The sequence below is a fragment of the Variovorax boronicumulans genome (assembly GCF_019352895.1).
GTDB lineage: Bacteria > Pseudomonadota > Gammaproteobacteria > Burkholderiales > Burkholderiaceae_C > Variovorax > Variovorax boronicumulans_A.
Genome location: NZ_JAAAFX010000015.1, coordinates 20,039 through 31,782 on the forward strand (window position 1 = coordinate 20,039; position 11,744 = coordinate 31,782).

10 protein-coding genes are annotated in these 11,744 nt (G+C 69.3%); 7 read left to right on the forward strand and 3 right to left on the reverse strand.

Features of this window, described 5'->3' with window-relative positions:
• The first annotated feature begins 6 nt into the window (after nucleotides 1-6).
• The 4 genes from K0H49_RS29690 (at nucleotide 7) to def (ending at nucleotide 4,473) form a co-directional block, all read left to right on the forward strand.
• Nucleotides 7-1,104 (forward strand): cell division protein ZipA C-terminal FtsZ-binding domain-containing protein, encoded by a 1,098-nt coding sequence (locus tag K0H49_RS29690; RefSeq protein WP_219220484.1) that lies wholly within the window; start codon nucleotides 7-9, stop codon nucleotides 1,102-1,104.
• Nucleotides 1,105-1,220: 116 nt separating this feature from the next.
• Nucleotides 1,221-3,314, forward strand: coding sequence for an NAD-dependent DNA ligase LigA (gene ligA / locus K0H49_RS29695; protein WP_219220486.1), 2,094 nt, complete (start codon nucleotides 1,221-1,223; stop codon nucleotides 3,312-3,314).
• Nucleotides 3,315-3,435: 121 nt separating this feature from the next.
• The gene (locus tag K0H49_RS29700; protein WP_219220488.1) at nucleotides 3,436-3,909 is read left to right on the forward strand and encodes a hypothetical protein; all 474 of its coding nucleotides are present in this window, start codon (nucleotides 3,436-3,438) and stop codon (nucleotides 3,907-3,909) included.
• A 24-nt stretch (nucleotides 3,910-3,933) separates the two neighbouring features.
• Entirely contained in the window at nucleotides 3,934-4,473 is a 540-nt protein-coding gene (gene def, locus K0H49_RS29705; RefSeq protein WP_219220490.1) for a peptide deformylase, read from the forward strand.
• A gap of 19 nt (nucleotides 4,474-4,492) precedes the next feature.
• Here def and K0H49_RS29710 read toward each other — a convergent pair whose 3' ends face one another.
• A complete protein-coding gene (locus K0H49_RS29710) occupies nucleotides 4,493-4,897 on the reverse strand; it encodes a DoxX family protein (protein ID WP_219220492.1) in 405 nt (134 codons plus the stop codon).
• Between the two features lie 146 nt (nucleotides 4,898-5,043).
• Between K0H49_RS29710 and K0H49_RS29715 the strand changes: the two genes are divergently transcribed.
• Genes K0H49_RS29715 through K0H49_RS29725 form a run of 3 tightly spaced genes read left to right on the forward strand, consistent with a single transcriptional unit; the run spans nucleotide 5,044 to nucleotide 8,192 of the window.
• Nucleotides 5,044-6,078 (forward strand): amino acid ABC transporter substrate-binding protein, encoded by a 1,035-nt coding sequence (locus K0H49_RS29715; RefSeq protein WP_219220493.1) that lies wholly within the window; start codon nucleotides 5,044-5,046, stop codon nucleotides 6,076-6,078.
• Nucleotides 6,079-6,132: 54 nt separating this feature from the next.
• Nucleotides 6,133-7,125, forward strand: a complete 993-nt coding sequence (locus tag K0H49_RS29720; protein ID WP_374122446.1) for an amino acid ABC transporter permease — start codon at nucleotides 6,133-6,135, stop codon at nucleotides 7,123-7,125.
• Nucleotides 7,122-8,192 (forward strand): amino acid ABC transporter permease, encoded by a 1,071-nt coding sequence (locus tag K0H49_RS29725; RefSeq protein WP_219220498.1) that lies wholly within the window; start codon nucleotides 7,122-7,124, stop codon nucleotides 8,190-8,192. The genes K0H49_RS29720 and K0H49_RS29725 overlap by 4 nt, the downstream gene beginning before the upstream one ends.
• Before the next feature lie 9 nt (nucleotides 8,193-8,201).
• On the opposite strand, the gene K0H49_RS29730 is transcribed toward K0H49_RS29725, so the two are convergent.
• Nucleotides 8,202-10,808, reverse strand: coding sequence for a [protein-PII] uridylyltransferase (locus tag K0H49_RS29730; RefSeq protein WP_219220500.1), 2,607 nt, complete (start codon nucleotides 10,806-10,808; stop codon nucleotides 8,202-8,204).
• Nucleotides 10,809-10,827: 19 nt separating this feature from the next.
• Nucleotides 10,828-11,652, reverse strand: a complete 825-nt coding sequence (gene map / locus K0H49_RS29735) for a type I methionyl aminopeptidase (RefSeq protein ID WP_219220502.1) — start codon at nucleotides 11,650-11,652, stop codon at nucleotides 10,828-10,830.
• Nucleotides 11,653-11,744 lie beyond the last annotated feature (92 nt).

Below are 11,744 nucleotides of genomic sequence, written 5' to 3' on the forward strand. Positions count from 1 at the left end.
CACAACATGAGCAGCCTCACCGTCGCCCTCGCCATCCTGGGCGGACTCGTTCTCGCCGGCCTGGTGGCCTTCAACACCTGGTCTTCGCGCCGCAATGCACCGCGCCAGCCCGATGCGCCGCCGCCCACCGGGCTCGACCCCGCTTCCGCCGGCGAGCGCGCCGACGACGGGCCCACGCTGCACGTCGACCCGCACCCCGTGCCGGGCAACGAACGCCACGAGCCCTTGTTCGACCCCGACCTGCCCGCGCCCACGGCGCTGCCGATCCCCACGGCCGACCGCCGCGGCGGGCTCGACCCGCTGATCGACGTGATCGCGCCGGTCTCGCTCGACGGACTGGTCTCGGGCGATGCCGCCATCGCCGCCATGCCGGCCACGCGCCGCGCGGGCAGCAAGCCGGTCGCGATCGAAGGCCTCAACGAGCACAACGGCGAATGGGAGCCGCCGGTGGCGGGCCAGCGCTACGGCGCCTTCCAGGTCGGCGTGCAGCTGGCCAACCGCACCGGCGCGCTCAACGAGATCGAGTACTCGGAGTTCGTGGTCAAGGCCCAGGCCTTCGCCGACACCCTCAACGGCGCGCCCGAATTTCCCGAGATGCTCGACGAGGTCGCGCGCGCCCGCGAGCTCGACCAGTTCGCCAGCGCGCACGATGCGCAGCTGGGCTTCGTGCTGCGCGCGCGCCATGCGGCCTGGAGCCCCGGCTATGTGCAGCAGAACGCCGCGCGGCTGGGTTTCGTGGCCGGGCTGATCCCGGGCCGCATGGTGCTGCCGGCTGGGGAAGCGGGACTGCCGCCGCTGATCGGCCTGTCCTTCGACACCCAGGCCGCGCTGGCCGACGACCCGGCGCAGTCGGCGATCCGCGAACTCACGCTGAGCCTCGACGTGCCGCAGGTCGACCGTGCCGAGCGCCCCTTCGTGCGCATGCGCGAGTCGGCCGCCACGCTGGCGCGCGAGATGGACGGCGTCGTGACCGACGGCGACGGCCAGCTGCTGCGCGACGAGACCATGGACGTGATCGGCGCCGACCTCGAGGAGCTCTACGACATGCTCGACTCGCGCGACCTGGGCGCGGGCTCGGCGCTGGCGCGGCGCCTGTTCAGCTAGATGATTTTTCCGGCGTCGCGTACATGTCCTGTCGCTTCGCCTCCTGTGACTGCCGCGGTCGGTTCACGCCGGCGCGCGGTGTGCCCGTTCCCGATTGACCGCGCTCTTCTGTTGCCATGACTTCCCCTGACGAAAATGCCGCGCGCGAAGCCGCCGCGTTGAGCGAGACGCTCCGCCATCACGCGCATCTCTACTACGTGCTCGATGCGCCGATGCTGCCGGACGCCGAGTACGACAAGCTGTTCCAGCGCCTGCAGGCCCTCGAGGCCGAGCACCCCGAACTGCGTACCGCCGATTCGCCCACCCAGCGCGTGGGCGGCCAGGTGCTCGACGGCTTCGTGAAGGTGCGCCACCGCGTGCCGATGCTGTCGATCCGCACCGAGACCGACATCACGGCCGGCGGCGCGAGCGCCTTCGACGCGCGGGTGCGCAAGGAGCTCGGCCTGGCCGAGGACGCGCCGCCTGTGGCCTATGTCTGCGAGCTCAAGTTCGACGGCCTGGCGATGAACCTGCGCTACGAGCACGGCGTGCTGGTGCAGGCCGCGACGCGCGGCGACGGCGAGATCGGCGAGGAGGTCACGCAGAACATCCGGACCATCGCCCAGATCCCGCTGCGCCTGCACGGCGACGCGCCGCCGCCGGTGGTCGAGGTGCGCGGCGAGGTCTACATGCGGCGCGACGACTTCGAAGCGCTCAACGACCGGCAACGCGACCGGATCGCGGCCGGGCAGAAGAACGAGAAGGTCTTCGTCAACCCGCGCAATGCCGCGGCGGGCGCGGTGCGCCAGCTGGATCCCGCGATCGCGCGCGAGCGGCCGCTGAGCTTCTTCGCCTACGGCCTGGGCGAGGTCTCGACGCCCAAGCAGGGCGGGCCCGACTGCCCGACGCAGTTCGACTGGCTGGAGCAGTTCCGCGCCTGGGGCTTTCCGGTCGCGATGCAGACCGCGCGCGCCAGCGGCGCCGAGGCGTTGGTCGCCTTCCACGAACTCACGGGCCGCACGCGCGATGCCTTGCCCTACGACATCGACGGCGTGGTCTACAAGGTCGACAGCATCGCGCTGCAGCGGCAGCTGGGCTTCGTCTCGCGCGAACCGCGCTGGGCCGTGGCCCACAAGTACCCGGCGCAGGAGCAGTTGACCGAGGTGCTGGCGATCGAGGTGCAGGTCGGTCGCACCGGCAAGCTCACGCCGGTGGCCAAGCTGGCGCCGGTGTTCGTCGGCGGCGTGACCGTGACCAACGCGACGCTGCACAACGAGGACGAGGCGCGCCGCAAGGACGTGCGCGTGGGCGACACCGTGATCGTGCGGCGCGCCGGCGACGTGATCCCCGAGGTGGTGGGCGTCACGCCCGAGAGCGCGGCGCGGCCCGCGGAGCAGCGCGGCGCGCTGTTCACCATGCCGCACCATTGCCCGGTCTGCGGTTCCGATGCGGTGCGCGAGGAGGAGGAGGTCGACTACCGCTGCACTGGCGGCCTGTTCTGCGCCGCCCAACGCAAGGAGGCGATCCTGCATTTCGCCGCGCGCCGCGCCCTCGACATCGAGGGCCTGGGCGACAAGCTGGTCGAGCAGCTGGTGGATGCGCAGCTGATCCGCACGCTGCCCGATCTCTACAAGCTGGGCTTCACTACGCTCGCGGGGCTGGAGCGGATGGCCGACAAGTCGGCGAACAACCTGATCGCGGCGCTCGAAATTTCGAAGAAGACCACGCTGCCGCGCTTCCTGTTCGGCCTGGGCATCCGCCACATCGGCGAGAGCACCGCCAAGGAACTGGCCCGCCATTTCGGCAAGCTCGACGCGATCATCGATGCCAGCGAGGAGCAACTGCTCGAGGTCGATGACGTAGGGCCGGTGGTCGCGACCAGCCTGCGGACCTTCTTCGACCAGCCGCACAACCGCGAGGTGGTCGAACAACTGCGCGCCAGCGGCGTGCAATGGGAGGAGGGCGAGCCCGCACCGCGCGCGCTGAAACCGCTTGCGGGCAAGACCTTCGTGATCACCGGTACATTGCCTACGCTGTCGCGTGACGAGGCGAAGGACAAACTGGAGGCGGCTGGGGCCAAGGTGGCCGGCTCGGTCAGCAAGAAGACCGACTACCTGGTGGCCGGCGCCGAAGCCGGCAGCAAGCTCGAAAAAGCGAACTTGTTGGGCGTTGCGGTGATCGATGAAGGGGGCATGCTGGAACTGCTGGCGCAGGAGGCGCCCCTTTCGTGAACCTTGCACGGCTTCGACGGTTTTTGCCGGGCGGACTTACGCGGTGTTACCGGGGTTTGCGTGAGGGACGTCAGCAGAATGTATTTTTGGCGCCGAATGGCGTTGAAAGAAGGAGATTGCTATGAAGATGAACATGCGTCGGTTGGTCATGGGCCTGGGCCTGAGCGCCGTGGTGGTGCTGGCCGGATGCGCGGCCTATCCCGCGGGCACCTATTACGACGGCGGCGGCTACAGCAGCGGCGGCTACAGCGGCAATGCGTACGGCTATGGCGGCGGCTACAACGCCTATGAGGGCGGCTACTACCCCGGCGCGGCCCCGGTCATCATCCAGCAGCCTCCGGTCTATGTGAACGGCGGCGGCTACTATCGTCGGCCCGACTACCGGGGTGACTACCGTGACCGCGATCGCGGCGACAACGGCCGTCCGGGCTACAACCGCCCGCCGAACCGGCCGCCGCAGAACGTGGACCGGCCGAACCGTCCCGATCCGCGTCCGCCGGTCGTGCGTCCGAACCGGCCGGCGCCGTCCTCGGGCTATCCTCAGGTCATCCCTGGTCCGTCGGTGGTGCAACCCAATGGCCAGTACAACAACTGAGCCTTGAAAAGCGATAGACCGACAGTGACCGTTCGAGACATCCTGAAGATGGGCGATCCGCGCCTCTTGCGCGTCGCCCAGCCCGTGGCCGCCTTCGACACCGACGAACTGCACCTGCTGGTGCGCGACATGTTCGAGACCATGCATGCGGTCAACGGGGCCGGCCTGGCCGCACCGCAGATCGGGGTCGACCAGCAGATCGTGATCTTCGGCTCCGGCGAGGCCAATCCCCGCTATCCCGACGCGCCGGTGGTGCCGCGCACGGTGCTGCTCAACCCGGTGATCACGCCGCTGGGCGATGAAGAGGACGAGGGCTGGGAGGGCTGCCTGTCGGTGCCCGGCCTGCGTGGCGTGGTGCCGCGCTTCGCGAACATCCGCTACACCGGCTTCGACCTGTACGGCGACCCGGTCGACCGCACGGTGAGCGGCTTCCACGCACGCGTGGTGCAGCACGAAGTCGATCACCTGCTGGGCAAGCTCTACCCGATGCGGGTGCGCGACTTCACGCGCTTCGGTTTCACCGAGGTGTTGTTCCCGGGGCTCGACGCGTCCGACGACGACTGATCGAGAACCCGCGGCCGGCTCAGTTGTACTTGCCTGCGGCGCCGCCCACGCTCAGGCGACCCGCGCCCAGGAAGGCCACCGCGACCGCGCCGAACAGGAACATGCCCTGCAGTTCGAGCGCCCAGCCGCCGCTCTTGCCGAGCGCGAACAGGTCGGCCGTGTGCACCAGCCAGAGTGCCACCAGCATGTTGATCACGATGATCAGCGCGGCTGGGCGGGTATAGAGGCCGATGATCACCAGCGCGGGCGCGACGATCTCTCCGATGTAGACCAGATAGGCCAGCGCCGAGGGCAGGCCGTGCGAGGCCAGCATGCCACCCACGCCGCTGACGCCCGTGCTGAGCTTGGAAATGCCGTGCAGCAGGATCAGGATGCCCAGCGCCAGGCGCAGGACGAGTTTTCCGGTGTCGTCGGAACGGGTCATGTCAAAAGTCCTTTCAAGCCAAGAGGGCCGCATTGTGGGCCAAGTTCGCGCCGTTGCGCACAACACGTGCGTCGACGCCCCTGCATCTGCACGGACGCCGGCCGCCCCGTAAACTGCGCGGGCCGTCTTTCGAGGAATCCATGCCCATGAACAAAACGTTTCGCCCCGCCCTGGCCGTCCTGGCCTCCACCCTTGCGCTGGCCAGCGCCGCGCCCGCCTTCGCCGGCAAGGTGCTCGACACCGTCAAGCAGCGCGGCAGCGTCAAGTGCGGCGTCACCAACGGCGTGGCCGGCTTCTCGGCACCCGACACCCAAGGCAACTGGTCGGGCCTGGACGTCGACACCTGCCGCGCCGTCGCCGCCGCCGTGCTGGGCGACGCGAAGAAGGTCGAGTTCGTGCCGCTGAATTCGCAGCAGCGCTTCTCGGCGCTGCAGGCCGGCGAAGTCGACATCCTGGCGCGCAACACGACCTGGAACCTCACGCGCGACGCCTCGCTGGGCTTCCACTTCACCACCATCAACTACTACGACGGCCAGGGCTTCCTGGTGCCCAAGAAGATCAAGGTCACGAGCGCCAAGCAGCTCAAGGGCGCGACCATCTGCACCCAGTCGGGCACCACCAACGAGAAGAACGTGGCCGACTGGTCGAAAGCCCAGGGCATTCCGGTCAAGACCGTCGTGTTCGAGAGCTTCGAGGCGTCCTTCAAGGCCTTCTTCGCGGGCCGCTGCCAGGCCTTCACCACCGACACTTCGGCGCTGGCCGGCCTGCGCAACAAGGAAGCGCCGAACCCCGACGACTACATCATCCTGCCCGAGCTGATCTCCAAGGAACCGCTCGCACCCCTGGTGCGCCGCGGCGACGACGAGTGGTTCGCGATCGTCAAGTGGGTGCCCAACGCGCTGATCGAGGCCGAGGAGGCCGGCATCACCCAGGCCAACATCGACGAGCTCAAGCGCAGCAGCAAGGACCCGGCGCAGCAGCGGCTCGTGGGCACGGGCGACGACCTGGGCAAGCTCCTGGGCCTGGACAAGGACTGGTCCTACCGCGCGATCAAGGCCGTGGGCAACTACGGCGAGATCTTCGAGCGCAACGTCGGTCCGAAGTCGGTGCTCAAGCTGCCGCGCGGTGCGAACAACCTCTGGAACAAGGGCGGCCTTCTGTACGCGCTGCCGGTCCGGTGATCGCGTCGGGCCGCCTGAGCCATCTGGACGGGCTCTGACCGGATGAGTGATTTCGTGCCGGCATCCCGCCGTGCCGTCTGGCGCGGGCGCGCCTTGCAGCTTCTGCTGATCGCCGCGGTGGCGGGGGGCGCCTTCTGGCTCGTGCACCACGCGCTCGAGACCCTGCGCGCGCGCGGCGTGCGTTCGGGTTTCGATTTCCTGCTGCAGTCGGCCGGCTTCGACATCTCCGAAGGCTGGCTCGATTTCGATTCGGGCCAGCCCTTCTGGCGCGCCTTCCTCGCGGGCCTGATCAACACCGTGCGCGCGGCGGTGCCGGCCGCGCTGATCGCCGTGGCCTTCGGCACGCTGCTGGGCATCGGCCGGCTGGCGCCGCATGCGCTGCTGCGCGGCCTGTGCGCGACCTACGTCGACACCGTGCGCAACGTGCCGCTGCTGGTGCAGATGCTGATGCTGTACTTCGCGCTGACCCAGCTGCTGCCGGACTCGATGGAAGCGATCGAGCTGCTGCCGGGCGTCTGGCTCAGCAAGGGCGGGCTCGCGCTGCCCTGGCCGCTGCGCGAGCCGGGCGCGTTCTGGCCCAGCGGGCTCGACTGGCCCGAGCAGGGCGGCTTCAACGTCACGGGCGGCGCGGCGCTGAGCCCCGAGTACCTGGCGGTGGTGGGCGCGCTCGCGCTCTACACCGCGGCCTTCGTGGCCGAGATCGTGCGCGCGGGCATCGCCTCGGTGTCGTCGGGGCAGAAGCTCGCGGCGCAGGCGCTGGGCCTGTCGTCCGGCCAGCAGCTGCGCATCGTGGTGCTGCCGCAGGCGCTGCGCGTGATCGTGCCCTCGCTGACCAACCAGCTGCTGAGCCTGACCAAGAACTCCTCGCTGGCGGTGGCGGTGGGCTACCCCGAGCTGGTCTCGGTGGCCAACACCTCGCTCAATGCCACCGGCCGCGCCTTCGAATGCATCGCGGTCGTGATGCTCGTCTACCTGCTGCTGTCGCTGGCCATCTCCGCCGCGATGAATTTCTACAACGCGCGCGTCGCCTTGCGGGGCTGGCAATGAGCACGGCACCGCCGCCGCTCGCCAGCGCCTCGAAGCGCTGGACCGCCGAGCTGTTCGGCTCGCCCTGGCGTGCGCTGGCCTCGGTGCTGCTGCTGCTCGCGATCGGCTGGGCGGCCCTGCATGCCTTCGAATGGGCCGTGCTGCATGCGGTGTTCCGTGCCGACGCCGAGGCCTGCCGCGCGGTGCGCCATGGCGCCTGCTGGGGCGTGGTGGCCGAGAAGTGGCGGCCGATGCTGTTCGGCCGCTATCCCTACGAGGCGCAATGGCGGCCGGCCGTGGCCGTCGTGGTGCTCTCGGCCGTCACCTTGTTGAGCGCCTGGCCGCGCAGCTGGCGCTGGTGGCTGCTGCCGCTGTGGGTGCTGGCGCTGGCACTGTTCGTGGTGCTGATGCGCGGCGGCGTGGCCGGCCTGGCCTACGTGCCGACCAACCGCTGGGGCGGCCTGCCGCTGACCATCGGCCTGGCGGTGGTCGGCCTCGCGATGGCCTTCCCGCTGGCACTGCTGCTCGCGCTCGGGCGGCGCTCGCAATGGCCCGCGGCGCGGGCGCTGTGCGCCACCTACATCGAACTGGTGCGCGGCGTGCCGCTGATCTCGGTGCTGTTCATGGCGTCCTTCCTGCTGCCGCTGCTGTGGCCCGCGGGCTGGCAGCCCGACGTGCTGGTGCGCGTGCTCGCGGGCCTGTCGCTGTTCGTCGCGGCCTACCTGGCCGAGATCATCCGCGGCGGCCTGCAGGCCGTGCCGCGCGGCCAGACCGATGCCGCGGTGGCGCTGGGCTTCGGCCGCTGGCCGGTGCAGCGCGACATCGTGCTGCCGCAGGCACTGCGGCTGGTGGTGCCGGCGCTGACCAACAACGTGGTGGGCACGCTCAAGGACACCTCGCTGGTCACTGTGGTCGGCCTGTTCGAGCTCACCGGCGCGCTGGGCCTGGCGCTGGGCGGCGACCCGACCTGGCGGCCCTTCTACCTCGAGGGCTACCTGTTCCTCGCGCTGGTGTACTGGGTGATGTGCTTCGGCCTGTCGCGCTACAGCGCCTGGCTCGAGCGGCGGCTGGGCGCGGGCAACCGGTAGCCGGCCGCGCTAGGCCGAAAGGGCCTCGATCAGCTCGGTCTCGATCGCGAGCTGGGCGCGCTGCCCCTGCAGCTCGGGTCCGCTGAGCAGGAAGGTGTCTTCCACCCGTTCGCCCAGGGTCGTGACCTTGGCCAGCTGCAGGTTCAGCTGGTGCCGGGCCAGCACGCGCGCCACCGCGTAGAGCAGGCCCGCGCGGTCGCTGGCCGAGATGCTCAGCAGCCAGCGCTGGGCCTTGTCGTCGGGGATCAGGCTGATGCGCGGCTGGATCGGGAAGCTGCGCACGCGGCGCGACACCCGGCCCATGCTCGGCGCCGGCAGCGCGCCGGCCTCGGCCAGCGTCTTGGTCAGGCCGGTCTCGACCATGCTGATCAGGTCGCGGTAGTGCTCGGGCGCATAGGCCGTGACGATCTGGAAGGTGTCGAGCGCGTAGCCGTTGGTCGCGGTGTGGATCTTGGCGTCGAGAATGCTGAACGAGGACTGGTCGAAGTAGCCGCAGATGCGCGCGAACAGATCGCGCTGGTCGGGCGTGTAGACCACCACCTGCAGGCCCTCGCCCACGGGCGAGAGCCGGGCCCGCACGATCGGCGCGGCCTTGGGGTCGACCGGCACGCCCTTGTGCGGCACGTGACGCGACAGCTGCTTGGTGTGCCAGGCGATCTCCGAGGCGTCGTGGCGCATGAAGTAGCCCACGTCCAGCGTCTCCCACAGGCCCTTGTGCACCTCGAAGGGCATGGCATGCAAGGCGAGCTGCACCAGCGCCTCGCGCTTGCGGGCCTCGATCTCGGCGTCGGGGTCGGGCAGGTGGCCGCCCAGCGCGCGCGAGGTGGCGCGGTAGAGGTCCTCCAGCAGCTTGCCCTTCCAGGCGTTCCACACGCGCGGCGAGGTGCCGCGGATGTCGGCGATGGTCAGCAGGTACAGCGCGGTCAGGTAGCGCTCGCTGCCCACGCGCTTGGCGAAGGCGGCGATCACCTCGGGGTCGCTCAGGTCCTGCTTCTGCGCCACCGTGCTCATGGTCAGGTGCTCGGTGACCAGGAACTCGATCAGCTTGCTGTCTTCGCGGCTCACCGCGTGCAGCCGGCAGAAGCGCTGCACGTCGCGTGCACCCAGCGTCGAATGGTCGCCGCCGCGGCCCTTGGCGATGTCGTGGAACAGCGCCGCCACGTAGAGCATCCAGGGCTTGTCCCAGCCGGCCGCGAGCTGCGAGCAGAAGGGGTACTCGTGCGCATGCTCGGCGATGAAGAAGCGCCGCACGTTGCGCAGCACCATCAGGATGTGCTGGTCGACCGTGTAGACGTGGAACAGGTCGTGCTGCATCTGGCCCACGATGTCGCGGAAGGGGCGCAGGTAGCGCCCCAGCACCGAGGTCTGGTTCATCAGCCGGAACGCGTGCGTGATGCCGCGCGGCTGCTGCAGGATGCGCATGAAGGTCGCGTGGTTCGCCGGGTCGTTGCGGAACTTGGCGTCCATCACCGAACGCGCGTTGTAGAGCGCGCGCAGCGTGCGTGCCGACAGGCCCTTCACGCCGATGGTCTTCTGGTAGAGCAGGAAGGTCTCGAGGACCGCGTGCGGATGCTTGAGGTACAGGTCGTCGCTTGCGACCTCGATCATCCCGGCCTTCTCGAAGAAGCGCTCGTTGATGGGCGTCGGTTCCTCGGCCTGCGGCTTGAGCCGTTCGCCGATGTTGAGCAGCAGGATCTGGCTGAGCTGCGTGACCGCCTTGGCGGCCCAGTAGTAGCGGCGCATCAGCGCCTCGCTGGCCTTGCGCTGCGACAGGGCCTCGTAGCCGAAGGTGGCGGCCACGGCCGTCTGCAGGTCGAACACCAGCCGGTCCTCGCGCCGGTTGGCCGTGACGTGCAGGCGTGCGCGGATCAGGCTCAGCAGCGCCTCGTTGCGCTTGATCTGCTGGACCTCGAAAGCGGTCGCCAGGCCGTTCTTCGCCAGGTCTTCCCAGCGCTTGCCGAAACCCGCGGCCTTGGTCATCCAGAGCACGGTCTGCAGGTCGCGCAGGCCGCCCGGCGATTCCTTGCAGTTGGGTTCGAGCGCGTAGGGCGTGTCGTCGAACTTCTGGTGGCGGTGCCGCATCTCCTGCGACTTGGCCGTGAAGAAGGCCTGCGGGTCGATGGCCGCGCAGAAGCGCTTGCGGAAGGCCGTGTAGAGCTTCTTGTCGCCGGTGATCAGGCGCGATTCGAGCAGCGAGGTCTGGACCGTGACGTCCTTGGCCGCCTCGTCCAGGCATTCCTCCAGCGTGCGCACGCTGGAGCCGATCTCCAGCCCCGCGTCCCAGCAGCGGCCGATGAAGGCCTCGAGCCGCGTCGGGTCGACGTTCGAGGCATGCACCTCCGGCAGCAGCAGCAGCACGTCGACGTCGGAGTAGGGGAACAGCTCGCCGCGGCCGAAGCCGCCGACCGCCACCAGCGCCAGGTCGTTGCCGAAGCCGGCATCGTCCCAGAGCGTGGTCAGCGTTTCGTCGGCGAGCGCCGAGAACTGGCGCAGCGTGGCGTGGACGCTGCGCGTGGGCGCATGGCCATGGCGCAGCGTGTCGAACAGCGCGAGCTTCTGTGCGCGATGGGCTTCGCGCAAGGACGCCACGTCGACCGTGTTGGCGACTTCGATCACGTGGGCGTCTCCCGGTCGATCAGGTGGCCGTCGCGGTCACGAAGGACGGCAGCGGCGGGCTGCCCGCCGACAGCGTCAGCACCTCGTAGCCGGTCTCGGTCACCAGCACGCTGTGCTCCCACTGGGCCGACAGCGAATGGTCGCGGGTGACGATGGTCCAGCCGTCGTAGTTGCCGCCCTTGGCGTCTTCCTTGATGTCGCGCTTGCCGGCGTTGATCATCGGCTCGATGGTGAAGATCATGCCGGGCTTGAGTTCTTCCATGGTGCCCGGGCGGCCGTAGTGCAGCACCTGCGGCTCTTCGTGGAACTTCTGGCCCACGCCGTGGCCGCAGAACTCGCGCACCACCGAATAGCCCTGGGCTTCGGCGAACTTCTGGATCGCGTGGCCGACGTCGCCCAGGTGCGCGCCGGGGCGCACCTGCAGGATGCCGTGCCACATCGCCTCGTAGGTCACCGAGCACAGCCGCCTGGCCGCGATCGAGGCGTCGCCGATCACGAACATCCGGCTGTTGTCGCCGAACCAGCCGTCCTTGATGACGGTGACATCGATGTTCATGATGTCGCCCTTCTTCAGGGGCTTGTCGTTCGGGATGCCGTGGCACACCACGTGGTTGACCGAGGTACACAGCGACTTGGGGAAGGGCACCGAACTCGCGCCCAGGTAGCCGACCGTGGCCGAGGTGGTGCCTTGGCCGACCATGTACTCCGAGGCGAGGCGGTCGATTTCGTTGGTGGTGATGCCGGGCTTGATGAACGGGGTGAGGTAGTCCAGCACCTCCGAGGTCAGGCGGCCGACTGCGCGCATGGCCGCAATGCCTGCCGCGTCGTGATAGGTAATGCTCATGGCCCAATTATCCCATCCGGCATCGCGGCGGGCTGGCGGGCGCATGCATGACCTCTGGCCGGCCGATGGTGCGGGCCGGCGGCTAAAATTCC